Genomic DNA, 26,937 nt, shown 5'->3' with positions numbered 1-26,937 from the left:
GAACATGACCCCTTTGCTGCGCCTGCGCGACGTCAGCACCGACATCCCGCTGCGTCAGGGCGTCGTGCACGCCCTCGACCACGTCAACCTGGAGGTGCGGCAGGGCGAGACGCTCGGCATCGTGGGCGAGTCGGGCAGCGGCAAGACCATGACCGCACTGTCGATCATGGGCCTGCTGCCGTCCGGCGGCCACGTCGTCGGCGGCGAGATCCTGTTCGAGGGCCGCGACCTGCTGTCCCTGCCGCCCGCCGAGATGCGCAGGATCCGCGGCGTCGAGATGGGCATGGTGTTCCAGGACCCGCTCACCTCGCTCAACCCCACCATGCGCATCGGCGCCCAGGTCGCCGAGCCGCTCCGGGTCCACCAGGGCGTCGGCAAGGCGGAGGCGCGCGAGCGGGCGATCGAGATCCTGCGGCGGGTCGGCATGCCGCGTCCCGACAAGATCGCCGACGCCTACCCGCACCAGCTCTCCGGCGGCATGCGCCAGCGCGTGGTCATCGCCATGGCCCTGGTCTGCTCGCCCCGGCTGCTCATCGCCGACGAGCCGACCACCGCGCTCGACGTCACCACCCAGCGCCAGATCCTCGAGCTCATCGACGACCTGCGCGAGGAGTTCCAGATGGCGGTCGTCCTGGTCACCCACGACCTGGGCGTGATCGCCAGCCGCGCCGACCGCGTCGCCGTCATGTACGCCGGCCGCGTGGTCGAGGCCGCGAGCACCGCCGAGCTGTTCCGGCAGCCGCGCCACCGCTACACCGAGGCGCTCATGGAGTCGCTGCCCGGCGCGGCCGGCCACGAGGGCGGCGCGCTCTACAGCATCCCCGGCCTGCCGCCGGACCTGTCCCGGCCGATGACCGGCTGCCGGTTCGCACCCCGCTGCCGGTTCGCGACCGAGGAGTGCCGCACCACCGATGTGACCCTGTCCGGCGACGAGCACCAGCACGCCTGCCTGCACCCGGTGCTCCAGCCGCGGGCGCGCGCCGAGGTCGCCGCGCCGGTGCCCGGCCGGGCCGGGCCGCAGGACGAGGTCGCGCCGATCCTGTCCGTCCGCGAGCTGGTCAAGAACTACGACGGCACGGGGTCGCTGGGCCGCAAGGCGCCGCAGGTGAGCGCCGTCGCCGGGGTCGGCTTCGACGTGCGCCCCGGCGAGACGTTCGGGCTCGTGGGCGAGTCGGGCTGCGGCAAGTCGACCGTGGGCCGGCTGATCGTCGGCCTGGAGGAGCCGACCTCCGGGCAGATCGTGGTGGACGGCGCCGACATCGCCACGCTCGACCGGCGCGCCCGCCGCCGCATGCACCGGCGGGTCCAGCTCATGTTCCAGGACAGCTACGCGGCGATGAACCCGCGCATGCGCATCGACTCCATCCTGTCCGAACCCCTGGAGATCCAGCAGGCCGGCGACCGGGCCGGCCGCCGCTCCCGCATCGGCACCCTGCTGGATCAGGTGGGCCTGCCGCGACGGGTGCTCGACCGGTACCCGCACGAGTTCTCCGGCGGCCAGCTCCAGCGCATCGGGCTGGCCAGGTCGCTGGCCCTGGAGCCGCGGCTGATCGTGTGCGACGAGCCCGTCAGCGCGCTCGACGTCTCCATCCAGGCCCAGGTGCTCAACCTCATGCGCGACCTCCAGCGCGAGCTGGGCCTGTCGTACGTGTTCATCAGCCACGACCTGTCCGTCGTGGACTACATGTCGGACCGGATCGGCGTCATGTACCTGGGCAAGCTCGTCGAGGTCGGGCCCGCTCGCGACGTCGTCAGAGCCGCCCGGCACCCGTACACGCAGGCGCTGATCGAGGCCGTGCCGTCCGCCGAGCCCGGCGTGGCACCGCGCGAGAGCGTGGCGATCAAGGGCGAGCTGCCCAGCGCGCAGAACCCGCCCACGGGATGCCGGTTCAGGACGCGCTGCCCGCTCGCCCAGGAGATCTGCGAGACCGAACCGCCGCTGGCGGGCGGCGCCCATCAGGTGGCCTGCCACTTCCCGCTGCGCACGGCGGATTGAGGTGCCGGCCCGGGCAGGCGGGCCGGCACCTCGCCCCCCGTCAGGAGCCCCAGACCTCGAACTCGTAGATCCGGGCCGCGGGGTCGGAGTCCTGCGCGGGCTTGGTGATGTTCAGCCGCACGTACCGGGCGGTCGTGGTGACCGGGTGCGTGCTGGTCCCGGCGGTGTTGCCGGTGACCGTGACCGCCGTGGTCCACGGGTCCGAGGCGGACGAGCGCACCTGGACGGTGAAGTCACGGGTGTTCCAGCTCGCCTGCTCGCCGCCGGCCTGGGCGTGCCTGACCACGAACCGGGTGAGCTGCTTCGCCGAGCCGAGGTCCACCTCCAGCCACTTCGTGCTGGTCAGGGCGCACCACTTGTCGGCGTTCCCGCCGGACACGCTGCCGTTGACGGCCTTGGCCGGGCCCTCGTCCGCGTTGCACTGGCCGGAGGCGGTGGCGGGCCGGCCGAGCGCCAGGTTGCTCTCGCCGGGGTCGCCCCCCCAGGTGACCGTGGTGGAGGCGGCGGGGGAGCGGCCGTACTCGGGGGAGACCGCCTCGACGTCGATCGTGGTCGAGGTCTCCGTGCCCACCCGGTCGAGCTGCGGGACGAAGTAGGCGTCGTTCGGGGTGCCGCCCAGGTAGGTGCGCGTCCCGTCGGGGTTGCGCCGGTAGACGTCGTAGTGGTGGGCCTGGCCGGAGCCCGACCAGGACAGGCGGAGCGACTTGCGGCCGGCCGACACGTCGGTGACGCCGAGCACGCTCACGCCGGTGGGGGCGGCGGGAACGTCCACCGCGCCGTCGTAGACAGAGAGCTGGCCGACGCGGATGTCGTAGGCGTCGTTGCTCCCGGCGGCCTGGAGGCCGAGCTGGGCGATCGTCTTCCCGGCGTGGGCGGACAGGTCGAGCGTCCTGCGCTCCCAGCCGGTGCCCGCCGCCGAGCCGAGGTCGAACGTGGTGAACGTGGTGGGCGCGTCGGTGAAGGCGACGGCCGCCCGCAGGTTCGTCGCGCCCGCCGCCGGAGCCTTGAACACGACCGAGAGCTTGGTGTCGGCGGCCACCGGCAGCTTCGTCTGGTAGAGCCGGACGGTGTTGACCGAGTCCAGACGGCCGCGCAGACGCAGCGAGGAGCCGCCCTCGTAGGCGTCGCCGAAGTCGATCGAGGGCGTGAGCCTGGTCCCGGCGGACGAGACCAGCCACTGGTAGGTGGGCGGCACGTCCTGGAGCGAGAGGTTGTTCCAGCCGCCGGTCCGCACCCGGACGCCGCCGACGTTGTAGAAGTCGCCCTGTCCCGCGTTGAACCCGGTCACGAAGGGCTTCGCGGTGACCGCGCTGGACTCCGCGACGTACGTGGCCAGGCCCTTCCACGAGGAGGACGTCGAGGTGTTCGACGGGTCGCCGTTCGCGCCCACCCAGTAGCGGGCGTCCTTGGTGCGGAAGTCGTCGCGGCCGGAGGAGGACTTCCACGTCCATTCCGGGCGGTAGAGGCCGAGCGAGGTGACGTGCGGCCGTCCGGCGGGGAACAGCGCGTCCCAGGACACGCCCGTCCCGTAGCCGTTCGCCTCGGTGTCGATGCCGGAGTACAGCTCGTACCCGCTGCGGCCCAGCGAGCCGGCCCGGTCGCGGGAGGAGGCCAGACCGCTCGCCGACCAGCCGAAGTTCAGGAACATCGAGTCGGAGACCTTGGCCGGATCGGCCAGGAAGGCGTCGTTGGCGGTGGTCAGGGCGTTCTGCCAGGCGACCGAGCCGCTCTCGGTCATGGCGTCGTACCACATGAACTCGACCGGGCCCTTGGCCCTGGCGTACTTCATCAGCGAGCGCAGCTCGGTCGCCAGGGCCGCGTCGCCGCCGGCGGTCTCCTGGTTGACGAACCAGCCGTCGAACCCGTAGTGCTGGGCCACCTGGACGAGCTTGTCGGCCACCACGTACGAGGAACCGGACTTCCGGACGAAGTCGCGCACCCACTGGATCTGGCCGCCGTAGGCGGTGGGCGGGAAGAAGACCGTCCCGTACACCTTGACGCCGTTGCGGTGGGCGGCGTCGATGACCGTGGGGTTGGGGGCCAGGATCAGGCCCTCGCCCGCCGAGCCGCCCCAGAAGACCAGCGTGTCGACGTACTGCCAGTAGCCGAAGGCGTAGTAGGCCGGGTCGGACGAGCCCTGCGACGGGTTGTTCGAGGTCGGGCCGAACGACACCAGCGAGGCGATGCGGCCCTCCCCGGCACGGGCGTTCGCGTTGGCCTTCAGCGCCGGGTCCTGGATCCTGGGCCGCAGCGGCACCCGGGAACGGTTGAAGCGGGCGTCGGGGTCGGTCGCCGGGTCCCACGACAGGATGGTGTCCGGGTACCAGTAGGAGGCGTACGGCTGGTCGCCGGGCTGGGCCGCGGCGGCCTGGGCCGGGCCCGCGACCAGCGCGGCGGCCAATGAGGCCGCCGCGCACAAGGTGGATAACAGCCTGCGTGGCATCTGAGCTCCTTGTCTCATGCCTGGGTCAGGACGGTGTCGATCCCCCGAGCTTGGAGATGCGCGGCGTCCGCGCTGCGGGCCTTGGTGACGATGGCCACCGGCCCCGATCGGCGCAGCCGTACCCACTCGGCGTGGAAGGGGCTGCCCGGCGCGACCTCGCCGCGCCGGCCGGGCTCGGTCGCGAGGTCGGACTCGCAGACGAGCGCGGGCCTGCCGCCGCCGTCCCCCTGCCGGGCGCCGCCGGAGCGGCGGTGCTCGGCGATCACGGCGGCCAGCTCCCGAGTGGCCGGCTTGATCCGGTGGTCGACGGTGAACAGGCCGAGGTCGTACTCGCGTTCCGGGAAGTCGGCCAGCGAGCGGTCGAGGTCGTGGGAGCACCACCAGGTGACGCCGTAGAGCGCCGGGTTGGCGGTGACCAGGTCGAGCATGCCGCGCACGAACGCGGGCGCGGCGGCGGCGGGCACGTCCGGGGCGGGCGCGCCGACCTCCTGGAGCCACACCGGCCTGTCCGGGTCGGCGCTGGTGGCGGCGGCCAGCTCGACCAGGTAGTCGGCGTGGGAGACGGTCGCGGGGCCGAGCGGGCCGTCGAGGGCGGACACGCCGTTGAACACCCACGAGTGCACGGTGGTCAGGTCGCCCAGCTCGACGGTGTCGGCCGGGTGGAAGGGGTGGCCGGGGTCGTACCAGGTGGCGTCGTAGAGGGAGTGGAGGGCGAGCAGGCGGGGGGCGGCGGCGCGGGCCACGCCGACCAGCTCGGCGGCCCAGGCCGAGGACGCGTCCGGCGTGGTGCCGTTGGCCGGGAAGAGGTTGTCGACCTCGTTGCCCAGCGTCACGGCGAACACGTTGCCGCGGGTGGCGACCTCGCGGGTGAGCCGGTCGACGTACGCGGCCAGGCCGTCGCGGACGTCCCGGTCGGTGAACAGGCTGCGCCGGTGCCAGGTGAGCACCCAGGACGGCAGGAAGTCGAAGCTGGACAGGTGGCCCTGGAGGAGGTCGACGCAGACGTCGAGGCCGAACTCGGCGGCGATGTCGATGAGGGCGAGCACGTCGTCGATGCCGCGCTGCCGGATCAGCGAGCGATTGGGCTGAATCCACGGCCAGACCGGAAATATCCGGATGTGGTCGAGGCCGATCCCGGCCAGGTCGGCCAGGTCGCGGCGGGCGGCGTCGGCCGAGAAGTCGAGCCAGCTGTAGAACCAGCCCTCCGCGGGCACGTAGTTGGCGCCGAAACGCAAGGGGAAGGGCACACGTCCTCCGAGGAGTCGATCGGAACTCCCCGAACCCTAAATCGGTTTAGTCCGCTTGCCAAGACACCGCCCCCAGGAGGGCGCGGCGGCCCGCCGGAACCGGCCGGAAGGCGGTCAGGCGGCGCGGGACGGCGGCGCGGTGCTCTCGCGCACGACCAGGCGCGGCGTGGCGGTCTTGAGGTCGCGCCGCCGCCCCGGGTCGGCGATCAGCTCCAGCAGCACCTCGGCCACCTGCCCGCCCAGCGCGAACGTGTCCCGCGACAACGACGTGATCGCCGGATGCGTGACCCGGGTCAGCACCGAGTCGTCGAAGGCCACGATGGACAGCTCGTCCGGCACGCGCACCCCCATCTCGCCCGCCACCCCGAGCCCGGCCAGCGCCATCACGTCGCTGTCGTAGACGATCGCGGTGGGCCGCCGCCCGCGCGACAGCAGCGCCCTGGTGGCGGCGGCGCCCTCGGCGTCGCTGAAGTCGGTCGGCACCGACACCGCCTCGACCAGCCCGAGCCTGCGCACGGAGTCGCGCAGCGCGCGCATCCGCCGCTGCGTGTGGCGGAAGCGCGGCAGCCCGGCCACGTGCGCCACGCGCCGGTGGCCGAGCGCGGCCAGGTAGTCGACCACCGAGAGCATCGCCTCGCGGTCGTCGGCCCACACACTCGACAGCGACCCGTGGCCGCCCGGCCCGCCGAGCACCACGGCGGGCACCTCCAGCTCCTGGAGGGCGTCGATGCGCGGGTCGCGGACCTGCGGGTCGACCATGATGAACCCGTCCACGCGGTGCGCGGAGGCCCATTCGCGGTAGACCTCGATCTCGGCCTCGACGTCCTCGACCACCAGCAGGTGCATGGCCACCGACTGGGCCGACAGGCTGGCCTGCAGCCCCGACAGGAGCTGGGCGAAGAACGGCTCCACGCCCAGCGTGCTGGCCGGCCGGGCGAGGACCAGCCCCACGGCCTCGGCCCTGGACCCGCCGAGCGCCCTGGCCGCGCTGTGGGGCCGCCAGTTCATCTCCTTGGCGGCCTGGAGGATGCGGGCCCTGGTCGCCTCGCTGACGCCGGGACGGCCGTTGAGTGCGAACGACACCGCGCCCTTCGACACCCCGACCCTCTCGGCGATGTCGGCGATCGTCGGTCGGCCCACGGCTGGCTCCTCACGGATTCGTCTCATCTATTGACACCGCAGTGTAGCCCGGTGGATAGTCCCGCAACTAGAGCGGTTTAGTTCCCAGAAGGAGTGCTTCATGCGAAGGTACTGGGCAGGACTGGCCGTGGCCGCCACGATGATCACCACGAGCTGCGGGCTCGGCGGCGCGGAGCAGGGTTCGGGACAAGGACCGGCAGTGCCGAGCGCGAGCCTGACCGGCGAGGTCAAGGGCAAGGTGAGCCTCCAGACGTGGGCGCTGAAGCCCAAGTTCACCGACTACGTCCAGGGCGTCATCGACGCCTTCGAGAAGAAGTACCCGGGCGTCGAGGTCGAATGGCTCGACCAGCCGGCCGACGGCTACTCCGAGAAGGTGCTGAGCCAGGCGGCCGGCGGCACCCTGCCCGACGTCACCAACCTGCCGCCGGACTTCGCGCTGCCCCTGGTCAAGCAGGGGCTGTTACTCGACGTCGGCCGGGCCGACGCCAAGCTGGCCGACGAGTACGTCCCCGGCGGCGTCGAGGCGTACCGGTTCTCCGGCCACGACGGCGTCTACGGCTACCCCTGGTACCTCAACACCGACGTCAACTACTGGAACTCCGAGCTGCTCAAGAAGTACGGCCTCGACCCGGCCAAGCCGCCGGCGGCCCTGGACGAGCTGATCGCGCAGGCCAGGACGGTCAAGGAGAAGTCCGGCGGCAAGGTCTACCTGATGAGCCGCCGCCCCGAGCTGGGTGACCTCACCCAGGCGGGCGTCAAGATCCTCGCCGACGACGGCAAGAGCTTCGTCTTCAACACCCCCGAGGCCGTCGCCGTGCTCGACCGCTACCGGGCGGCGTTCAAGGACGGCCTGCTGCCGCGCGACGTGCTGACCGACACCTACGCGGGCAACGCCAAGCTGTTCAACGAGGGCACGGTCGCCTGGACGACCGGCGGGGGCAACTACATCACCAGCCTGGCCACCGACAACCCGACGCTGGCGCCCAAGGTGGTCTCCTCGCCGGTCTGGGACGTGCCCCCGCTGTACGTCCAGGGCCTGTCGGTCTCCGCGAAGACCAAGAACCCGCCCGCCGCGCTCGCCCTGGCCCGCTGGGTGACCAACGCCGAGAACCAGGCCGCCTTCGCCCACCTGGTCAACATCTTCCCCAGCACCAAGGCGTCGTCGGCCGACCCGTTCTTCAGCAAGAGCGACGGCACGAACTCCGGCGACGCCAAGGTCACCGCGTTCACCTCGCTGGCCAAGGCCAAGGTGTTGCAGCCGTACGAGGTGACCGAGGCGATGAGCAAGTACATCAGGCAGCAGTTCGCGGCGGCGATCAGCGGCGAGATCGGCTCCAAGGAGGCGCTGGACAAGTCGGTGGCGAAGTGCAACGAACTGCTCACGAGCTGAGCGGCCGATGACCCACCGCCGCTGGTTCACGCCGTGGCTGCTGGTGCTGCCCGCCGCCGTCTGGCTGGTGGCGTTCAACGTCTGGCCCTCGATCAACACGATCGTGCTGTCGTTCACGAACGCCAAGCCGCTCGGCGGCGGGCATTTCACCGGCCTGGCCAACGCCGAACGGGTGCTGAACGACGACCAGCTCGTGGACGCGCTGGTCAACAGCGTCGTGTTCATGCTGGTCTGCCTGCCGCTGCTGACGATGCTGCCGCTGCTGATCGCGATCCTGGTGGAGAAGCGGCTGCCCGGGATCATGTTCTTCCGCACCGCCTTCTACACGCCCGTCGTGGCCTCGGCCGTGGTGGTGGCGCTGATCTGGGGCTGGCTGCTGGACGACCGGGGCCTGGTCAACGGCTTCGCGCAGTGGCTGGGCGTGGTCGCCGCGCCGGTGCCGTTCCTGACCGACCGGTGGCTGCTGCTGTTCAGCGCGATCAGCCTGACCGTGTGGAAGGGCCTCGGCTACTACATGATCATCTACCTGTCGGCGCTCGGGAACGTCCGGCGGGAGCTGCACGAGGCGGCCGCCGTGGACGGCGCGAGCGCGATCCGCAGGTTCTGGAGCGTCACCGTCCCCGGCGTGCGCAACACCATGCTGCTGGTCTCGGTCCTGGTGTCGGTGTCGGCGCTGCGCGTCTTCTCAGAGCTGTACGTGCTGTCGAACGGCACCGGCGGCCCCGGCGGACGCGACATGTCGCTGGTCATGCTGATCCAGATGTACAGCCGCGGCTTCTCCGGCCATCTCGGCTACGCCTCCGCGCTGAGCCTCGTGCTGCTGGCGATCACGATCGGCCCGATGCTCCTGCTGCTGCGGCTCGACAGGAAGGCGGCCTGAGGTGGCGCGCACCGACCCGGCCCACCGGCGCCGCCTCGCGGGCGGGGGCTCGCTCAACACGATCTCGCCGGGGGAGCGGGCGCTGCGGTACGCGCTGCTCCTGCTGATGCTGGCGATCACCGTCTCGCCGTTCCTGTGGCAGCTGTCCACGTCGCTGAAGAGCCTGGACGAGGACATCTACACCAGCACGCCGGCCTTCCTGCCCGAGCACCCCACGCTGGACAACTTCGTGGAGGTCGCCCGCACGATCCCGGTCTGGTCGTACGCCGCCAACTCGGTGGTCGTGGCGGCCATCGTGGTCACCGGCAACGCCGTCGGCGCCACGCTGGCCGGCTACGCGCTGGCCAAGCTGCGCTTCCGGGGCGCCAAGCTGCTGCTGGGCGCGTTCCTGGCCACACTGGTGCTGCCGGAGGAGGTGACGATCGTGTCCAAGTACGTGATCGTCCGCGACCTCGGCCTGGCCGACACGCTGCCCGGCGTGGCGCTGCCCGGCGCGATCGGCATGCTGAACGTGCTGCTCATGCGGGTCGCCTTCAGCTCGATCCCGCCCGAGATGGACGAGGCCGCGATCATCGACGGGGCGACCGCATGGCAGCGGTTGCGCCATATCGGGCTGCCGAACGTCCGTGGCATGCTGAGTGTGATCACGATCTTCGCGTTCATCGGCGCTTGGGACGACTTCCTGTGGCCACTCATCGTGCTCAACGACCCCGACCACTACACGCTGACCGTGGGCCTGCAGTACCTCAACGGCACGTTCACGGCCAACCCCCGCCTCATCGCGGCGGGCACGATGATCTCCTTCCTGCCGATCGTGATCGTGTTCGCGTCCCTCCAGCGCTTCTTCTTCAGGGGCGTCGCGGAAGGCGCGATCAAGGGTTGACCCGCCACCTCTAGGGAGCTCTCCGATGCATGACGACCGCACACTGGTCGAAGCCCGTCTCAAGCGCGTGCTGGACGAACGTCTGCGTCCGGCCGTCTACCCCGAGTCCGTGCCGATGGACGTACGCGTCTGGCACGCGCCGGGCGAGCCCGTGCCCGTCGCCGAAGGGCTGGCCGCGCCCGCCGAGCCGATCGCGGTCGGCACGGCGTGGGGCGCGCCGTGGGGCACGAGCTGGTTCACGGTGACCGGCACGGTCCCGGAGGACTGGGCGGGCCGGACCGTCGAGGCGGTGCTCGACCTCGGCTTCGACGAGAACATGCCGGGCTTCCAGTGCGAGGGCCTGGTCTACCTGCCCGACGGCACGCCGGTGAAGGGGCTCAACCCGCGTAACCAGTGGGTGCGCGTCGGCGCGCCGGTGACCGGCGGCGAGCACGTCGAGCTGCGGATCGAGGCGGCCTCCAACCCGGTCGTGCTCGGCTACAAGCCGTTCGTGCCCACCCCGCTCGGCGACAGGGAGACGGCGGGCGGTGAGCCGCAGTACCGGCTGGTGCGCATGGACCTGGCCGTGTTCGACGAGACGGTGTGGAACCTGATCCTCGACCTGGAGGTGGCCGGGGAGCTGATGCACGAGCTGCCCGCCGACAGCGGCCGCCGCTCCGAGCTGACCCGGGCGATCGACCGCGCCCTGGACGCGATCGACCTCCAGGACGTCAACGCCACCGCCGAGGCCGCCCGCGCCGAGCTGGCCGGCGTGTTGTCGGCGCCCGCCGTGCCCTCGGCCCACCGGATCAGCGCGGTCGGGCACGCGCACATCGACTCGGCCTGGCTCTGGCCGCTGCGCGAGACCGTCCGCAAGGTGGCCCGTACGGCCTCCAACATGACGGCGCTGCTGGCCGACGAGCCGGAGTTCGTCTTCGCGATGTCGCAGGCCCAGCAGTGGGCGTGGATCAAGGAGCACCGGCCCGAGGTGTGGGCCAAGGTGACCAAGGCCGTGGCGGCCGGGCGGTTCGTCCCGGCCGGCGGCATGTGGGTGGAGTCCGACACGAACATGCCCGGCTCCGAGGCCATGGCCCGCCAGTTCGTGCACGGCAAGCGCTTCTTCATCGACGAGTTCGGCGTCGACAACGAGGAGGTGTGGCTGCCGGACACGTTCGGCTTCGCGGCCGGGCTGCCGCAGATCATCAAGGCGGCGGGCTCGAAGCGGCTGCTCACCCAGAAGATCTCCTGGAGCCGGACGAACACCTTCCCGCACCACACGTTCCTGTGGGAGGGCATCGACGGGACGCGGGTGTTCACCCACTTCCCGCCGGTCGACACCTACAACTGCTCGATGAACGGCAGGGAGATCGCGCACGCCGCCCGCAACTTCAAGGACAAGGGCGTCGCCCGGCACTCGCTGGCCCCCACCGGGTGGGGCGACGGCGGCGGCGGCACGACCCGCGAGATGGTGGCCAAGGCCGCCCGGCTGCGAGACCTGGAGGGCTCGGCCACCGTCACCTGGGAGACCCCGGCCGACTTCTTCGCCAAGGCCGAGGCCGAGTATCCCAGCCCGCCGGTCTGGGTGGGCGAGCTCTACCTGGAGCTGCACCGGGCCACGCTGACCAGCCAGGCCAAGACCAAGCAGGGCAACCGGCGCAGCGAGTCGCTGCTGCGCGAGGCCGAGCTGTGGGCCGCCACGGCCGCCGTACGGGCCGGGGCGCCGTACCCGTACGAGCAGCTCGACCGCATCTGGAAGACGGTGCTGCTGCACCAGTTCCACGACATCCTGCCCGGCTCTTCGATCGCCTGGGTGCACCGCGAGGCCAGGAACACCTACGCGGCGCTGGCCGAGGAGCTGAACGGCCTGATCGCCGGCGCCCAGCGGGCCCTGGCCGGGGACGGCTCCCGCGAACTGGTCTTCAACGCGGCCCCGCACGCCCGCGACGGCGTCCCGGCCGGTGGCGCGGCCGCGGCCGTACCGGCGGCCGCGACCGGCAGGGAACCCCGGGAGGGCGGCGGCTACGTGCTGGACAACGGCCTGCTCAGGGTGGAGGTGGACGGGCGCGGCCTGATCGTCTCCGCCTACGACCTGCGCGCCCGGCGCGAGACCCTGCCCCCCGGCCAGGCCGCCAACCTGCTCCAGCTCCACCAGGACTTCCCCAACATGTGGGACGCCTGGGACGTGGACGAGTTCTACCGCAACACCGTCCGCGACCTCACCGACGCCGACGAGGTGACGGCAGGCGAGCGGCCGGGCTCGGTCCGGGTCACCCGCTCGTTCGGCGGCTCGTCCGTCACGCAGGTGATCTCGCTGCACGGGCGGCGCGTCGACATCGCCACCGAGGTCGACTGGCACGAGACCGAGAAGTTCCTCAAGCTGGCCTTCCCGCTCGACGTGCGGGCCGAGCGCTACGCCTCCGAGAGCCAGTACGGCCACGCCTACCGCGCCACCCACACCAACACGAGCTGGGAGGCGGCCAAGTTCGAGGCGTGCAACCACAAGTTCGTGCACCTGGAGGAGCCCGGCTGGGGCGTGGCCGTGGTCAACGACTCCACCTACGGCCACGACGTGACCCGCACGGTCCGCGAGGACGGCGGCACCACCACGACCCTGCGGGTGTCGCTGCTGCGCGCCCCCCGCTTCCCCGACCCCGAGACCGACCAGGGCAGGCACACCTTCCGGCACGCCCTGCTGCCCGGCGCGACGATCGGCGACGCGGTGCGCGAGGGCTGGTTCGTCAACCTGCCTGAACGGGTGCTGTCCGGCGACGCCGAGGTGGCGCCGCTGGTCACGGTGGACGACGACGCGGTCGTGATCACCGCGGTCAAGCTGGCCGACGACGGCAGCGGCGACGTGGTCGTGCGCTTCCACGAGTCGCGCGGCGGACGGGCGGCGGCCACGCTCACGGCCGGCTTCCCCGTCACCTCGGTGACCGTGACCGACCTGCTGGAGCGCCCGCTGGCCGAGCCCGAGCGGCCCGGCCCGTCGATCCCGGTGACGTTGCGGCCGTTCGAGCTGGTCACGCTGCGGCTGGCGCGCTGATCGCGGGCGTCAGGGGAGGGGATGGGCGCCCGGGTGCTCGTCCCACCACTGGCGGAAGATGGGGTTGTCGTCGATGTGGTCCTCGAAGGCGGCGGCGAGCCCGCGGTAGATGGCCGCCGCCGCGTCGGGGCCGATCAGGTCCCTGCGCCAGGCCATGACCAGGTGCCCGACCTGCGGCTCGCCCACCAGCGGCCGTACGGCGGTGCCCTCGGGCACCGGCCAGGTCGGGTCCACCAGGCGCACGCCCAGCCCGGCGGCGACCAGCGGGCGCCCGGCCCCGCTGGGGGCGTCGTAGCGCACGTCCGGCTCGAATCCGGCGGCCCGGCAGGAGGCGCGCAGGGCGGCGAGCGAGCCGTCGTCGGCGCCGGGCGGGCTGATCCAGCGCTCGTTCCTGAGGTCGGACAGGTGCACCTGGGGCTGCTCGGCCAGCGGGTGCCCGGCGGACATGGCCACGAAGATGGGATACCTGGGCACCAGCGTGCGTGTGACGACGGGCGGCGTGAGGGTGACGTCGAAGCCCTCGATCATGCCCATGAGCGCGGCGTCGAGCTGGCCGTGGGTGAGCGCGTCGGCGAGCTGCACGCTGGACGGCTCGATGCGCAGGGAGATCGACCGGCCGGGTAACGCCTCGCCGACCCGGTCCACCACGCTGGCCACGCACGCCAGGTGGCTGCACCCGAGCCGGAGCCCGGTGACGGACGGGTTCGCGTCGTGCAGGTCGCCGAAGAGCGCGTCGATCTCCGACAGGACGATCCGGGCGCGGGCGATGACCTGACGTCCGAGCTGGGTGGGTTGGACGCCGTTCCGGCTGCGGGTGAACAGCTCACCACCCACCATCTCCTCGATTCTGCGGAGCTGGGTGGTGATCGCCGGTTGGGACAGCCCCAGGCGCGCGGCCGCCTTGGTGACGCTGCCCGCTTCGGCGATCGTACAGACCATTCGGAGATGCCGGAGATCCAGGTCCATAGCTCAGGATTATGTGACATGTGATGGCTCTTGGCGACGTCTTCGGGACGCCCATAGGCAACACTTATGCGGCGTCGTATGACCACGCCCTCCGGACGGACCGCACACTCGTACCCGACCTCGCATCCATGCGGATACCCCCCGGAGGTTCTTGTGCGCAAGGTCCTGCACGGCTGGCGGCTCGTCGTTCCCCTGGCCGCCTTAGCCCTTCTCTCCCCGTTCGCCGCGGCACCCGCCAGCGCGACGGCCGAACCGCCCCCGGCCGCCCGCCTCGCGGCCCCGTCCGACGAAGCCCCGCACGTCAGCAAGACCCGGCTCGACACCCGTGACCGGGCCCCCCAGCCCGCGGCCAAGGACGCCCTGCGCCGCGACTACGACGAACCCGCCACGCAGCCGCAGCGCCCGAGACCGTCGGCGCGCAAGGGCGTCGCGGCGGCCGCCGCCTGCAACGTCTCCGACTTCACCAGCCGCACCGGCAGCGCCCTGGTCCAGCAGATCAAGGCCAGCGCCACCGACTGCGTCAACACCCTGTTCATGCTGACCGGCACGGACGCCTACAACGCCTTCCGCGAGGCGCAGATGACGACCGTCGCCTACGCCCTGCGCGACAACTCGGCGAACTACCCGGGCGACAACTCCACCGGCACCGCGCAACTGGTCCTCTACCTGCGCGCCGGCTACTACGTCCACTGGTACAACTCCGGCGACGTCGGCACCTACGGCCAGGCGCTCATCACCGCGATCCGGTCCGGCCTGGACGCCTTCTTCGCCTCCTCCCGGTCCTCGACCGTCAGCGACGCCAACGGCGAGGTGCTGGGCGAGGCCGTCACCCTCATCGACAGCGCCGAGCAGAACGACCGCTACCTGTACGTGGTCAAGCGCCTGCTCGACGGCTACAACAGCTCCTACGACGCGTCGTGGTGGATGCTCAACGCGGTCAACAACGTCTACACCGTGCTGTTCCGCGGCCACCAGGTGCCCGCGTTCGTCAGCGCCGTGCAGGCCGACCGCAGCGTCCTGGACTCGCTCAACTCCTTCGCCACGAACCACCTCAACATGCTCGGCACCGACCGCTCCTACCTCGTCTCCAACGCCGGGCGCGAGCTGGGCCGCTTCCTGCAGCACACGGCCATGCAGGCCGTCGTCCGGCCGCTGGCCAAGAACCTGATCAGCCGCAGTGCCATCACCGGCGCCACCGCGCCGCTGTGGGTGGGCGTGGCCGAGATGACCGACGCCTACGACAAGGCCAACTGCTCCTACTACGGCACCTGCGACCTGGCGAACCGCCTGGCGACCACCGTGCTGCCGATCACCCACACGTGCAGCGCCAGCATCAGGATCCGCGCCCAGGACGTCACCGCGAGCCAGCTCGCCTCCACCTGCGCCAGCCTGGCCAACCAGGACGCCTTCTTCCACAACCTGGTCAAGGACAACGGCCCGGTCGCGAACGACAACAACACCACGCTGGAAGTGGTGGTCTTCGACTCCAGCACCGACTACCAGACCTACGCCGGCGCGATCTTCGGGATCGACACGAACAACGGGGGCATGTACCTGGAGGGCGACCCCGCCGCCGCGGGCAACCAGCCCAGGTTCATCGCCTACGAGGCCGAGTGGCTGCGCCCCGACTTCCAGATCTGGAACCTCAACCACGAGTACACCCACTACCTCGACGGCCGCTTCGACATGTACGGCGACTTCAACGCCGGGGTGAGCACGCCGACCATCTGGTGGATCGAGGGCTTCGCCGAGTACGTCTCCTACTCCTACCGCAAGGTCGTCTACGACGCGGCGATCACCGAGGCCGGCAACCGCACGTACGCCCTCAGCACGCTGTGGAACACCACCTACGACCATGACACCACCCGCATCTACCGGTGGGGCTACCTGGCCGTCCGCTACATGTTCGAGAAGCACCCGGCCGACGTCGCGACGCTGCTGGGCTCGTACCGGAGCGGCGCGTGGAGCACCGCCAGGTCCTTCCTGACCAGCACGATCGGCAGCCGCTACGACTCCGACTGGAACACCTGGCTCGCCGCCTGCGCGGCCGGGGCGTGCTCGGGAGGCGGCACCGGCAACCAGGCGCCCACCGCGAACTTCACCTCCACGGCCAGCGGCCTGACCGCCTCCTTCACCGACACCTCCACCGACTCCGACGGCACCATCGCCTCCCGCCGCTGGGACTTCGGCGACGGCGCCACCTCCACCACGGCCAACCCGACGCACGCCTACGCGGCGCAGGGCACGTACACGGTCACGCTGACCGTCACCGACAACGGCGGCGCCACCGGGACGACGTCGAAGCAGGTCACCGTCTCGACCGGCGGCGGCTCGACGCCCGAGTGCACCGCCTCCGACACCCGCAAGCTCGACAGGAACTGCAAGCGCGGCAACCTGTCGGCCACCCAGGGCAACTACGCCTACCTCTACATCTACCTGCCCGCGGGGACGGCCCGGCTGACCATCACCGCCTCCGGCGGCACCGGGAACGCCGACCTCTACTACAACGCCGCCACCTGGGCCACCACCTCGGCCTACACCCAGCGCTCCACCGCGTCGGGCAACGCCGAGACCCTGGTGATCAACAACCCGCCCGCCGGTTACAACTACATCAGCCTCCACGCCGCGCAGACCTTCTCGGGCGCGAGCGTCAAGACCGAGTACTAGACCGCCCGGGCGCCGGGGCCGGCGAGCCCCCTCCCGCCGGTCCCGGCCCGGGCCCCTCTCACCTCACTGGAGTGATCCGTGACTCTCCGTAACGTGCTGACCGCGGGGCTGCTGCTCGGCGTGGCGGCCTGCGGCGGCGGCAAGGCCGCCGCGCCCGCGCCGGCGGCGGCCGGGGGCGGGACCCTGACGATCCTGTCCAACCAGGACTTCTCCCACCTGGACCCGGCCCGCAACTGGACGATGCCCCAGATGGACTTCGGCATCCGGCTGCTGTACCGCACCCTCACCACCTTCAAGGCAGGCAGCCACGAGATCGTCCCGGATCTGGCCACCGACCTGGGGACCGCCTCCGAAGGAGGCAAGGTATGGACCTTCACCCTCAAGGAGGGCGTGAAGTACGAGGACGGCACCCCGGTCGTCTCGAAGGACATCAAGTACAACGTGGAGCGTTCCTTCGCCCCCGAGCTGCCCGGCGGCCCCAACTACGCCCAGCTCTACCTGGCCGACGCGGACGGCTACAAGGGCCCGCTGAAGGGCAGGCACCTGGACTCGATCGAGACCCCGGACGACAGGACCATCGTCTTCCGCCTCAAGCGGCCGGTCGCCGAGTTCTCCTCCACGGTGACGCTGCCGACGTTCGCGCCGGTGCCGGCCGCGAAGGAGACCGTGGCGCAGTACGACAACCGGCCCTTCTCCTCCGGGCCGTACAAGATCGAGCGCTACGACCGCGGCAAGGAGATGGTCCTCGTCCGCAACCCGCACTGGTCGGCGGCCACCGACCCGGTGCGCAAGGCCGCGCCCGACCGCATCGTGGTCAAGCAGGGCCTGCGGCAGGGCGTGATCGACGACCGGCTCATCGAGAGCAGGGGCGAGGACGCCACCTCGATCGCCTACACCGACGTCAGCGCCGCCAGCCTGGCCAAGATCCTGCCCCGGCCCGACGTGAAGTCCCGGCTGGTCAACGCCATGTCGGGGTGCACCGACATGATCGGCTTCAACACCTCCAAGCCGCCCTTCGACGACGTGAAGGCCCGGCAGGCGGTGCACTTCGCCCTGGACAAGCAGGCCCTCCAGACCGCCGCCGGCGGCCCGGCCATGACCTCGATCGCCACCTCGTACCTGCCGCCGGCCCTGTCGGGCGGCACGCCGCAGGACGTGTTCCGCCTGCCCCCGGGCGGCGACGTCGAGAAGGCCAAGGCCCTGCTCGGCGGCCGGACCCTGAACGTCCGGATGACGATCTCGACCGGTGACAAGGCGCTCGGCGAGGCCGTGCAGGCGTCGCTGAAGCGGGCCGGCGTCGAGGTCGTGCTCACCCCCGTCGATCCCTCGGTCTACTACGACACCGTCGGCGACACCGCCAAGACGCCCGACCTGTTCACCTACGGCTGGTGCCCCGACTACCCGTCCGGGGCGACGTTCCTGCCGCTGCTGTTCGACGGGCGCACGATCGTCGAGAAGGGCAACTCGGGCAACGTCTGGCAGTTCAAGGACGAGGCCGTGGAGAAGCGCATCGACGAGATCCAGGCGATGAGCGACCCGAAGGCCGCCGAGGCCGCCTGGATCGACCTCGACCGGCAGGTCATGCAGTCCTCGCCGGCGGTGCCGTACGCGTGGGACCGCAAGCCGATCCTGGTCGGCAAGGGCGTCTCCGGCGCCGTGGGCCATCCCGTCTGGTCCGGGCAGCTCGACTTCGCCGTCCTGGGGGTGAAGCAGCAGTGAGGAACGGCTACCCCGGATTCCGGCGGATCCGGACATGACGGCGACGGTCGTCACGGCGAGCCCGCCCGCCCGGCTGGTCCGCAGGCGCCTGCTGGGCGGCGCCGCCGCCCGGTTCGGGCTGGCCGTGGTGACGGTCCTGGTGCTGGTCGCGCTCGCCGCGCCGCTGCTCACCCAGGTGAACGGCTGGCCGCCGGACGCCTTCGACCCGGCCGCGATCGACCAGGAGCTCGCGGGCGTGCCCAAGGGGATGCTGGGCGGCGTCAGCGGCGAGCACTGGCTCGGCGTCGAGCCCGTCAACGGCCGCGACGTCTTCAGCCGCATCGTGTACGGCGCCCGCGTCTCGCTGCTCGTCTCCACCCTGGCGACCCTGGTGTCGGTGCTGCTCGGCACCGTGTTCGGCCTGCTGGCCGGCTACCTCGGCGGCTGGGCGGACGCGGTGATCAGCCGGACCATGGACCTGCTCATGTCGTTCCCGAGCCTGATCTTCATGATCGCCCTCATCTCGGTCATGCCTGACGGCGACCGCATGGTCCTGCTCGTGTGCGTGATGGGCGGGTTCGGCTGGCCGTACATCGGGCGGATCGTGCGCGGGCAGGCGATCTCCGTCAAGCACCGCGAGTACGTGGACGCCGCCCGGGTCGGCGGCGCGCTGAACGGCGTCATCGTCTTCCGCGAGATCATGCCCAACATCACCGCGCCGATCCTCGTGTACGCGACGCTCGCCGTGCCCGCCAACATCGGCACCGAGGCGGCGCTGTCGTTCCTCGGCGTCGGGGTGCGCCCGCCGACCGCCTCCTGGGGGCAGATGATCCAGGAGGCGATGCTCTGGTACGAGGTGGATCCGATGTACCTGCTCATCCCCGGCACCTGCCTGTTCCTGACCGTGCTCGCCTTCACCCTCCTCGGCGACGCCCTGCGCGACGCCATCGACCCCAAGGGGGCGGCGCAGTGACGTCGTACCTGCTCAGACGGGCCCTCGCGGTCGCCGGAGTGCTGCTGGTGATCTGCGCGGTGACCTTCGTGATCTTCTACGTGCTGCCGTCCGACCCGGCGGTCCAGGCGTGCGGCAAGACCTGCACGCCCGAGCGGGTCGCCGAGGTGCGCGCGCAGATGGGGCTGGACCGGCCGCTGTGGGAGCAGTTCGGCGGCTACGTCGCGGGCATCTTCGCCGGACGTCCCGGCTGCCACGTGCCCTGCCTCGGGTTCTCCTACCAGAACGCGCTGCCGGTCTGGGACCTGCTGATCGACCGGCTGGGGGCCAGCACGTCCCTGGCGATCGGCGCGGCCCTGCTGTGGCTGGTCGTGGGCGTCACGGTCGGGGTGGTGTCGGCGCTGCGCCGGGGGAGCGCCCTGGACCGGACGCTGATGATCGCCACGCTGACCAGCGCCTCCCTGCCGGTCTACTTCGTGGCGATGGTCCTGCTCCTGCTGGTGGTACGGGTGACGGGGCTGCTGCCGTACCCGGCGTACGTGCCGCTCACCGACGACCCCGCCGCCTGGGCCGGCAACCTGATCCTGCCCTGGGTCACGCTGGCCGCCCTGTACGCCGCCATGTACGCCAGGCTCACCCGCGCGCAGATGATCGAGACGATGGCCGAGCCGTACATCAGGACGGCCCGCGCCAAGGGCCTGCACGAGCGGACCGTGGTCGCCAAGCACGGCATGCGCGCGGCCATGACCCCGATCGTCACCGTCTTCGGCATGGACCTGGGCGGCCTGCTCGCCGGCGCGATGATCACCGAGACCGTGTACGGCCTGCCCGGCGTGGGACGGCTGGCCTACGACGGCATCGTCAAGTCCGACCAGCCCGTGATCCTCGGCACGACGCTGCTCGCGGCCTTCTTCATCGTGCTGGCCAACCTGCTCGTGGACCTGGTCTACGCGGTCATCGACCCCAGGGTGAGGTACTCGTGATCCTTTCCGTGCGCGACCTGTCCGTGAGCTTCGGCGACGTCCGGATCGTGGACGGCGTGTCGTTCGGCGTGGCGCGGGGGCGCACCCTGGGCGTCGTCGGCGAGTCCGGGTCGGGCAAGTCGGTGACCGCGCTGTCCGTGCTCGGGCTGCACCGCCGGGCGACCGTCGCCGGGTCGATCGAGCTCGACGGGGAGGAGCTCGTCGGCGCCCCGGCCGAACGGCTGCGCCGGCTGCGCGGCAGCGCGGTTTCGATGATCTTCCAGGATCCGCTGTCGTCGCTGCATCCGTTCTTCACCGTGGGGGAGCAGATCGCCGAGGCGTACCGGCTGCACCGCCGTACCGGCAGGCGGGTGGCTCGTGAGCGGGCGGTCGAGATGCTGGCCGAGGTGGGCATCCCGGAGCCGCGGCGGCGCGCCGGGGAGCATCCGCACCGCTTCTCGGGCGGCATGCGGCAGCGGGTGATGATCGCGATGGCGCTGGCCTGCGAGCCGGGCGTGCTGATCGCCGACGAGCCGACGACGGCGCTGGACGTGACCGTCCAGGCGCAGATCCTCGACCTGATCGCGCGCATCCAGCGCGACCGGGGGCTCGCGGTCGTCCTGATCACCCACGACCTGGGCGTGGTGGCGCGCATGGCAGACGACGTCCTGGTCATGTACGGCGGCCGGACCGTGGAGCACGCGCCGGCCAGGGAGATCTTCAAACGGCCGCTGCACCCGTACACGCGGGCCCTGCTGGACTCGGTGCCCGGCGCGGACCCGGGCCGTGCCCGCCTGCGGGCCATCGCGGGAGCGCCGCCCTCGCTGCTCGCGCCGCCACCGGGCTGCCGGTTCCACCCGCGCTGCCCGGCCGCCCTCGACGTCTGCGCGACCACGCGACCGCCGCTCGCGGGCGAGCCCCACCGGGTCGCGTGCCATCTGGAAGGAGCCGACCACTGATGCTCTCCGTACGCGACCTGCGGATGACCTTCCCCGTACGCCGCGGGCAACGGGTCCGGGCGGTGGACGGCGTGAGCTTCGACGTGCCCGAGGGCCGGGCGCTCGGGCTGGTGGGCGAGTCGGGCTGCGGCAAGTCCACGACCGGGCGCATGATCGTCCGGCTGCTGGAGCCCACCGGCGGGACCGTCACCTTCGACGGCCAGGACATCACCCACCTGGGCCCCCGGGCCCTGCTGCCGATGCGCGGACGGCTCCAGATGATCTTCCAGGACCCGTACGCGTCGCTGAACCCGCGCCACACCGTCCGGCAGATCGTCGCCGGGCCGCGCCGGACCGTGGACCGGGACGGCGTCGTCGAGCTGCTCAGGCTCGTCGGCCTGGACGCCGAGCACGCCGACCGCTACCCCCACGAGTTCTCCGGCGGCCAGGCGCAGCGGATCGGCATCGCCCGCGCGCTCGCCTCCCGCCCCCGCCTGGTCGTCTGCGACGAGCCGGTCTCGGCGCTGGACGTGTCCATCCAGGCCCAGATCGTCAACCTGCTCGCCGACCTGCGGGCCGACCTCGGGCTCGGCTACCTGTTCATCGCGCACGACCTGTCGGTGGTGCGGCACATGTGCGAGACGGTCGCCGTCATGTACCTGGGCCGGATCGTGGAGACCGGCTCCTCGGCCACCGTCTACGCCGATCCCGCCCATCCGTACACGCGCACGCTGCTGTCGGCCGTGCCGGTGCCCGATCCGGAGGTGGAGGCGGCGCGGGAGCGCATCGTCCTGCACGGCGACCCGCCCAGCCCGCTCGCGCCGCCGCCCGGCTGCGCCTTCCATCCGCGCTGCCCGAAGGCCCAGTCGCTGTGCCGGACGGAGCCGCCCGTGCTCACGACGGTACGGGGACGACAGGTGAGCTGCCACTTCCCGGAGGAGTGACCGGGCCTGCCTCCGGGAGGCCGGTTCCCTGAGCGGACCGGCTTCCCGGGGGCTCGGTCGGGTCGGTGTCACCAGTACCTTTCCTCTCACATCCCCCTTGTCGGGTGAAACGCGCATCCCAGTTCGTGAACCGCCGGAGCGGAGGGATGCGACAGAGAGGCATGACACCGATGAACGGGCTCCCGTGAGCGAGCACGAGACGTGGCAGGACGCCCGGCTGCTGGAGGCCGTGGCCGACGGCGACCGGCGTGCGCTGGAAGTCCTCTATGCCCGGCACGCGCCCTGGCTCCTCCTCCGGCTCACCCGCCGCTGCGCCGACCCCGCCCTGGTGGACGAGGCCGTCCAGGACACCTTCGTCGCGGTCTGGCGTACCGCGCGCAGTTGGAAGGGGCAGGGCGAGGTCGCGGCCTGGATCTGGGGGATCGGCGTGCGCCGCCTGCTCGACCACCTGCGCCGCCGCCCCGCGGCGGTGCTGCCGGCCCACGAGCAGGTCATGGTCTCCGCCGAGGAGCAGGTGCTGCTCGGCATCGAGTACGGCGAGCTCGGCCGGGCGCTCGACCGGCTCTCCCCGGAGCTGCGCGCCGTGGTCCAGGCGACCGTCCTGGACGGCCTGACCACCCGCGAGGCCGGACGGCTGCTCGGCATCCCCGTGGGGACGGTCAAGACCCGGATGATGCGCGCCCGCGCGCTGCTGAGGGAGGAACTGGCGTGAGCACCTGGCACATGGACGACGGCATGGCCGCGGCGTACGCGGCGGGCGAACTGCCCGCGACGCCGGCCGCCTCCGTCGAGGCCCACCTGCTGGCCTGCGAGCAGTGCCGCCTCCTGCTGGCCCCGCGGGTGCCGCGGGCCCGCCTGGACCGGGTCTGGGACGACATCGCCGACACCGTGGACGCCCCCGCGCCCCGCCCGGTCGAACGGCTGCTGCGGGCCGCCGGGGTGCGCGAGCACACGGCCCGGCTGCTCGGGGCCACGGTCTCGCTGCGGCTGCCGTGGCTGGCCGCCAGCGCCGTGGCGCTGTTCTTCGCCGCGCTGGCCTCGGGGGAGACGAACCGGTGGGGGCTGCTGACGTTCCTCACACTGGCGCCGGTCGTGCCGGTGGCCGGGGTCGCCGTGGCCTTCGGGCGGGACGGGGATCCGGCCTACGAGATCGGGCTGGCCGCGCCGTACTCGACGTTCCGGCTGATGCTGATGCGGGCCGCCGCCGTGGTGGCGTCCTCGTCGGCGCTGGCGCTGGCGGCCGGGTTGACCCTGCCGGGCGGCGGCTGGGCGACCGCCGCGTGGCTGCTGCCCTCGCTCGCCCTCACCTCGCTGACCCTGGCGCTGTCCAGCCGGTACGACCCGCGCCGCTGCGCGATCGCGGTGACCGTCCCCTGGGTGGCCGCGGTCGTCGGCACGAACGTACGCGAGCCGGATCTGGCCATGTTCGGGGCCGCCGGGCAGGCCGGCTACCTGGCCGTCACCGTCGTGTCCGTCGTCCTGCTCGTCGTCCGGCGCAGGGAGTTCTCATGATCGAGGCAGTCGGCCTGGTGAAGACCTACGGCCGCGACCGGGCCCTGGACGGGCTCACCCTCACCGCCGGCAAGGGCGTCACCGGCCTGCTCGGCCCGAACGGCGCGGGCAAGAGCACCCTGGTACGGGTCCTCGCGACCGTCCTCGCGCCGGACGAGGGCGAGCTGCGGCTGCTCGGCCGCGACCCGGCCGCCGGACGGCTGGAGATCCGGCGGCGGCTCGGCTACCTGCCGCAGGACCTGGGCTTCCAACGCGGTGTCACCGTCTTCGAGTTCGTCGACTACGTGGCGATCCTGAAGGAGATGACACACCGCCGGTCCAGGCACGACGAGGTGCGCCGGGTGATCGAGGAGGTCGGGCTCACGTCCGTCGGCGGCAGGCGGGTCCGTACGTTGTCGGGCGGCATGCGGCGGCGTCTCGGCATCGCCCAGGCCCTGCTGGGCGAGCCCGAGCTGATCCTCCTGGACGAGCCCGCCGCCGGGCTGGACCCGGAGCAGCGGCTGCTGTTCGGCGAGCTGGTCGCGCGCCTCGGCCAGGACCGTACGGTCGTGTTGTCCACCCATCAGACCGACGACGTCGCCGCCCTCTGCGACCGGGTGGCCGTGCTCAAGGCGGGCCGGTGCGTGTTCGCGGGGGCTCCTCGGGAGCTCCGGGCGCTGGCCGAGGGGCAGGTCTGGGTGTCGGCGGAGAAGGCGGCAGGGACGTCGCGGCGGACCGGCGACGGCCTGTACCGCGGCCTCGGCCCCGCCCCCCGTAACGCCCGCCCCGCCGACCCGACCCTGGAGGATGGCTACCTGCTGCTCCTCACCACAACCACCAACACCACGGACATCACGGAGGCTTCGGCATGACCCGCGACCCCGATGCCTCCCCTCCGGACACCCCCCGCACGCCGGACTTGCTGGAGAACGGTGGCGAGCCCGTCCATCCGCTGCCCGCGCACCTGCTGCCCGCGCTCGCGCTGGCCGAGACGCGGCGGCTGATGCTGCACCCGCTCGCGATCGCGGGCCTGGCCCTGTACCTGCTCGGCCTCGCCACCACGGAATGGGCGCCCCGGCCCGCCTACAGCGCGCTCACCAACGGTTTCGTCGTCCTGTGGGGCTTGCCGATCTTCTTCGCCGCGACGCTCACGGCCTCGGCCACCAGACGCGCGGGCACGGACGAACTGCTGGCCGTCACCCCCGTCGGCCGGAACCTGCGCACGGCGGCCTGCTGCCTGGCCGGGCTGGGGCCGTTCCTGCTGGCCTGCGCGATCCAGGCCGTCATGGTGTCCGTCTACGTGGCCGCCGACGTCGAGCTGGAGCGTTTCCCGAGCGTCCACGAGATCGCGGCGGGGCCGTTGTGCATGCTCGGCGCCTGTTTCCTGGGGGTGGCGGTGGCCCGGTGGCTGCCGTGGCCCGGGGTGTCCGTCCTGGTGATGCTCGCGTTGATCGTCGTCAACCAGCGGGTGGAGCCGCACCACTCGACGCTGTCCATGCTGGGCCTGTACGTCGAGTTCGCGCGGTGGGGGCCGCCGCCGTACCTGGAGGGCGTGGGTTTCCTGCCGGGCTCGCCCGCCTGGCACGCCCTCTACCTGCTGGCGTTGAGCCTGGGGGCCGGGGCGCTGGCGATGACCCGCGACTCGGACCGGCGCGGGCTCTGGGTCGGCATCGGCGCCGCCCTGGTCGTGACCGCGTCGGTGGCCGCGATCCGGCAACTGCCATGACCTCCACGACCGCCATGACCCCGCCCGCCGCGCGGCGCCTGCTCGACCGGCTGCCCGGCGCGCGGGGCCGGGCGCGTGCGCTGCTCGTCCGGCGGCTCCAGCGGGCCATCTCCGCCAACGGCCCGCAGGCCGCGCTGGCCGCCGTGATCGAGCTGGTACGAGAAGGACTGCCGGCCACCGCGGTCGCCGTGGAACTGCCGGGCACCCGGATCACGTCGGGCGATCCCGGGCCGGTCGCTCATGACGTGCCGCTGGTGTGGCACGGACGGGCGGTGGGCCGCCTGCTGATCACCCCGTTCGCCGATCCGCGGGCGGTCGCCGCGGTCACCCCGTACGTCGCCGACGCCGCCCACACCGCGGCCGTCGTCGCGGACCTGCGCCGGACCAGGGAACGCGTGCTCGCCATCCGCGAGGAGGAACGCCGCCGCCTCCACCATGACCTGCACGAAGGGCTCGGCCGGGCCCTGCGCGACCTGGCCGGGACGGTCGACGCGGCCGCCACCGGCCACCGCACCGACCCCGCCGCGGCCGACCGGCTCCTGCTCGACCTGAGCGCCGCCATGAACACGATCAGCCAGGAGATCAGAGCCCTCCTCCAGAACCCGAGCCCCCTCCAGGAAGCTCTCCAGGACCCGCACCCCCGGGTGCCGTCGCCGCGACGTGACAGGGCGCGGGCTCATTCCGGGGCGACCGGCGTGACGTAGACCTCGCGGATCTCCGGACGCCGCCGCAGCCGCTCCTCCACCGCCGACATCGCCCGCTCGGCCCCGGGAAGGTCCGTGGCCGAGGTGAGGGTCACCCGGGCGGCCACCATGACCTGGTGAGGGCCCACGATCACCGCGATCACCCTGCGCACCCCGGCGACCCCGGGCACCTCGGCGATCGCGCGGCGGATGCGGGCCAGGTCGGCGGCGTCCACGCTGGGCGCGGCGACGAGGTTCTGGTTGAGCCGCAACAGCAGACCCGAGACGGCGACCAGCAGGATCCCGATCAGCACGCTGCCCAGCGAGTCGTAGACCTCGTTCCCGGTCGCCTGGTGCAGCCCGAGCCCGGCCAGCGCGATCGGGCCGCTGACCACGGCCGCCGCGTTGGCCAGCGTGACGGTCTTGGCCGCCGGGTCGCTCCCGGTCAGCAGCTCCGACCACAACGACCGGCCGGTCACCGCGGCCCGCGCGCCGAGGGCCCGTACCGAGACGGCCAGCGCCCACCCGTCGCTGACCGTGATCAGGGTGATCACCAGGTAGCCCAGCGCGTACGAACCGCCCGAGGCCGACGGCTCGCCCAGGCCCTCCACGATCGACGCGACGCCCCCGCCCACGAACAGCCCCACGGCGGCGAACAGCGACCAGAAGAAGATCTCCTGCCCGTAGCCCAGCGGGTGGCGCTCGTCGGCCGGACGCGCCACCCGCGCCAGCCCGATCAGCAGGAACGCCTCCACCCCGAGGTCGGCCACGCTGAACATGGCCTCGGCGTACAGGATGGCCGAGCCGGTGGCCGCCGCCAGCACCCCGAGGACGACGGCCTGCGTCGCCACGACCACCATGGTGACGATCACGCTGGTCCGGCTGCTCGGCTGCGCGCTCATGCCGGAG

At 72.1% G+C, this 26,937-nt stretch carries 21 protein-coding genes; 16 read left to right on the top strand and 5 right to left on the bottom strand.

What is annotated here, in order from left to right; genetic code table 11:
• Nucleotides 1-4 precede the first annotated feature (4 nt).
• Complete coding sequence (locus ABZ815_RS41180) at nucleotides 5-1,996, top strand: ABC transporter ATP-binding protein (RefSeq protein ID WP_357706834.1); 1,992 nt, start codon at nucleotides 5-7, stop codon at nucleotides 1,994-1,996.
• 40 nt (nucleotides 1,997-2,036) lie between these two features.
• On the opposite strand, the gene ABZ815_RS41175 is transcribed toward ABZ815_RS41180, so the two are convergent.
• From ABZ815_RS41175 to ABZ815_RS41165, 3 genes are all read right to left on the bottom strand, one after another.
• On the bottom strand, nucleotides 2,037-4,439 hold the full coding sequence (locus ABZ815_RS41175; protein ID WP_357706833.1) for a discoidin domain-containing protein: 2,403 nt from the start codon (nucleotides 4,437-4,439) through the stop codon (nucleotides 2,037-2,039).
• 14 nt (nucleotides 4,440-4,453) lie between these two features.
• Complete coding sequence (locus tag ABZ815_RS41170; protein WP_357706832.1) at nucleotides 4,454-5,686, bottom strand: glycosyl hydrolase; 1,233 nt, start codon at nucleotides 5,684-5,686, stop codon at nucleotides 4,454-4,456.
• Nucleotides 5,687-5,800: 114 nt separating this feature from the next.
• Entirely contained in the window at nucleotides 5,801-6,826 is a 1,026-nt protein-coding gene (locus ABZ815_RS41165; protein WP_357706831.1) for a LacI family DNA-binding transcriptional regulator, read from the bottom strand.
• 100 nt (nucleotides 6,827-6,926) lie between these two features.
• Here ABZ815_RS41165 and ABZ815_RS41160 point away from each other — a divergent pair, with 100 nt between their 5' ends.
• From ABZ815_RS41160 to ABZ815_RS41145, 4 genes are read left to right on the top strand one after another with little or no spacing between them, the layout of a single operon-like run.
• Nucleotides 6,927-8,216, top strand: coding sequence for a sugar ABC transporter substrate-binding protein (locus tag ABZ815_RS41160; RefSeq protein WP_357706829.1), 1,290 nt, complete (start codon nucleotides 6,927-6,929; stop codon nucleotides 8,214-8,216).
• Between the two features lie 7 nt (nucleotides 8,217-8,223).
• Nucleotides 8,224-9,096 (top strand): sugar ABC transporter permease, encoded by an 873-nt coding sequence (locus ABZ815_RS41155; protein WP_357706827.1) that lies wholly within the window; start codon nucleotides 8,224-8,226, stop codon nucleotides 9,094-9,096.
• Nucleotide 9,097: 1 nt separating this feature from the next.
• Nucleotides 9,098-9,979, top strand: coding sequence for a carbohydrate ABC transporter permease (locus tag ABZ815_RS41150; protein WP_357706826.1), 882 nt, complete (start codon nucleotides 9,098-9,100; stop codon nucleotides 9,977-9,979).
• 25 nt (nucleotides 9,980-10,004) lie between these two features.
• Nucleotides 10,005-13,001, top strand: a complete 2,997-nt coding sequence (locus ABZ815_RS41145; protein WP_357706825.1) for a glycoside hydrolase family 38 C-terminal domain-containing protein — start codon at nucleotides 10,005-10,007, stop codon at nucleotides 12,999-13,001.
• 9 nt (nucleotides 13,002-13,010) lie between these two features.
• Here ABZ815_RS41145 and ABZ815_RS41140 read toward each other — a convergent pair whose 3' ends face one another.
• Nucleotides 13,011-13,967 (bottom strand): LysR family transcriptional regulator, encoded by a 957-nt coding sequence (locus ABZ815_RS41140; RefSeq protein WP_357706823.1) that lies wholly within the window; start codon nucleotides 13,965-13,967, stop codon nucleotides 13,011-13,013.
• Nucleotides 13,968-14,120: 153 nt separating this feature from the next.
• Between ABZ815_RS41140 and ABZ815_RS41135 the strand changes: the two genes are divergently transcribed.
• The 11 genes from ABZ815_RS41135 (at nucleotide 14,121) to ABZ815_RS41085 (ending at nucleotide 26,049) form a co-directional block, all read left to right on the top strand.
• Nucleotides 14,121-16,634 carry a collagenase gene (locus ABZ815_RS41135; RefSeq protein WP_357706821.1) on the top strand — a complete coding sequence of 838 codons (2,514 nt, stop codon included), beginning with the start codon at nucleotides 14,121-14,123 and terminating at the stop codon, nucleotides 16,632-16,634.
• Between the two features lie 78 nt (nucleotides 16,635-16,712).
• A complete protein-coding gene (locus ABZ815_RS41130; protein ID WP_357706820.1) occupies nucleotides 16,713-18,353 on the top strand; it encodes an ABC transporter substrate-binding protein in 1,641 nt (546 codons plus the stop codon).
• Between the two features lie 34 nt (nucleotides 18,354-18,387).
• A complete protein-coding gene (locus ABZ815_RS41125; protein ID WP_357706819.1) occupies nucleotides 18,388-19,305 on the top strand; it encodes an ABC transporter permease in 918 nt (305 codons plus the stop codon).
• A complete protein-coding gene (locus tag ABZ815_RS41120; protein ID WP_357706817.1) occupies nucleotides 19,302-20,267 on the top strand; it encodes an ABC transporter permease in 966 nt (321 codons plus the stop codon). The genes ABZ815_RS41125 and ABZ815_RS41120 overlap by 4 nt, the downstream gene beginning before the upstream one ends.
• On the top strand, nucleotides 20,264-21,205 hold the full coding sequence (locus tag ABZ815_RS41115) for an ABC transporter ATP-binding protein (RefSeq protein WP_357706816.1): 942 nt from the start codon (nucleotides 20,264-20,266) through the stop codon (nucleotides 21,203-21,205). Before ABZ815_RS41120 ends, ABZ815_RS41115 begins: the two co-directional genes overlap by 4 nt.
• Complete coding sequence (locus tag ABZ815_RS41110) at nucleotides 21,205-22,128, top strand: oligopeptide/dipeptide ABC transporter ATP-binding protein (protein ID WP_357706815.1); 924 nt, start codon at nucleotides 21,205-21,207, stop codon at nucleotides 22,126-22,128. The genes ABZ815_RS41115 and ABZ815_RS41110 overlap by 1 nt, the downstream gene beginning before the upstream one ends.
• A gap of 184 nt (nucleotides 22,129-22,312) precedes the next feature.
• Nucleotides 22,313-22,840: an RNA polymerase sigma factor gene (locus ABZ815_RS41105; RefSeq protein ID WP_357706814.1), complete on the top strand. Its 528-nt coding sequence runs from the start codon at nucleotides 22,313-22,315 to the stop codon at nucleotides 22,838-22,840.
• Nucleotides 22,837-23,640, top strand: a complete 804-nt coding sequence (locus ABZ815_RS41100) for a zf-HC2 domain-containing protein (RefSeq protein ID WP_357706813.1) — start codon at nucleotides 22,837-22,839, stop codon at nucleotides 23,638-23,640. The genes ABZ815_RS41105 and ABZ815_RS41100 overlap by 4 nt, the downstream gene beginning before the upstream one ends.
• Entirely contained in the window at nucleotides 23,637-24,491 is an 855-nt protein-coding gene (locus tag ABZ815_RS41095) for an ATP-binding cassette domain-containing protein (protein ID WP_357706811.1), read from the top strand. The genes ABZ815_RS41100 and ABZ815_RS41095 overlap by 4 nt, the downstream gene beginning before the upstream one ends.
• Entirely contained in the window at nucleotides 24,488-25,345 is an 858-nt protein-coding gene (locus tag ABZ815_RS41090; RefSeq protein ID WP_357706810.1) for a hypothetical protein, read from the top strand. Before ABZ815_RS41095 ends, ABZ815_RS41090 begins: the two co-directional genes overlap by 4 nt.
• Nucleotides 25,342-26,049, top strand: coding sequence for a hypothetical protein (locus ABZ815_RS41085; RefSeq protein ID WP_357706807.1), 708 nt, complete (start codon nucleotides 25,342-25,344; stop codon nucleotides 26,047-26,049). Before ABZ815_RS41090 ends, ABZ815_RS41085 begins: the two co-directional genes overlap by 4 nt.
• On the opposite strand, the gene ABZ815_RS41080 is transcribed toward ABZ815_RS41085, so the two are convergent.
• Entirely contained in the window at nucleotides 26,022-26,930 is a 909-nt protein-coding gene (locus tag ABZ815_RS41080) for a cation transporter (RefSeq protein WP_357706806.1), read from the bottom strand. The two genes, ABZ815_RS41085 and ABZ815_RS41080, sit on opposite strands and share 28 nt — an antisense overlap.
• Nucleotides 26,931-26,937 lie beyond the last annotated feature (7 nt).

It is taken from the genome of Nonomuraea sp. NPDC047529, assembly GCF_040642995.1.
In the GTDB taxonomy this organism is placed as follows: domain Bacteria; phylum Actinomycetota; class Actinomycetes; order Streptosporangiales; family Streptosporangiaceae; genus Nonomuraea.
This window is presented reverse-complemented; position numbering and strand designations above follow the sequence as displayed.

What these genes read in the sequence shown, in the direction of transcription:
- ABZ815_RS41180 (WP_357706834.1), top strand. Translation starts at nt 5, where the DNA reads ATGACCCCTTTGCTGCGCCTGCGCGACGTCAGCACCGACATCCCGCTG.
- ABZ815_RS41175 (WP_357706833.1), bottom strand. Translation starts at nt 4,439, where the DNA reads ATGCCACGCAGGCTGTTATCCACCTTGTGCGCGGCGGCCTCATTGGCC.
- ABZ815_RS41160 (WP_357706829.1), top strand. Translation starts at nt 6,927, where the DNA reads ATGCGAAGGTACTGGGCAGGACTGGCCGTGGCCGCCACGATGATCACC.
- ABZ815_RS41155 (WP_357706827.1), top strand. Translation starts at nt 8,224, where the DNA reads ATGACCCACCGCCGCTGGTTCACGCCGTGGCTGCTGGTGCTGCCCGCC.
- ABZ815_RS41145 (WP_357706825.1), top strand. Translation starts at nt 10,005, where the DNA reads ATGCATGACGACCGCACACTGGTCGAAGCCCGTCTCAAGCGCGTGCTG.
- ABZ815_RS41140 (WP_357706823.1), bottom strand. Translation starts at nt 13,967, where the DNA reads ATGGACCTGGATCTCCGGCATCTCCGAATGGTCTGTACGATCGCCGAA.
- ABZ815_RS41125 (WP_357706819.1), top strand. Translation starts at nt 18,388, where the DNA reads ATGACGGCGACGGTCGTCACGGCGAGCCCGCCCGCCCGGCTGGTCCGC.
- ABZ815_RS41110 (WP_357706815.1), top strand. Translation starts at nt 21,205, where the DNA reads ATGCTCTCCGTACGCGACCTGCGGATGACCTTCCCCGTACGCCGCGGG.
- ABZ815_RS41095 (WP_357706811.1), top strand. Translation starts at nt 23,637, where the DNA reads ATGATCGAGGCAGTCGGCCTGGTGAAGACCTACGGCCGCGACCGGGCC.
- ABZ815_RS41090 (WP_357706810.1), top strand. Translation starts at nt 24,488, where the DNA reads ATGACCCGCGACCCCGATGCCTCCCCTCCGGACACCCCCCGCACGCCG.
- ABZ815_RS41085 (WP_357706807.1), top strand. Translation starts at nt 25,342, where the DNA reads ATGACCTCCACGACCGCCATGACCCCGCCCGCCGCGCGGCGCCTGCTC.
- ABZ815_RS41080 (WP_357706806.1), bottom strand. Translation starts at nt 26,930, where the DNA reads ATGAGCGCGCAGCCGAGCAGCCGGACCAGCGTGATCGTCACCATGGTG.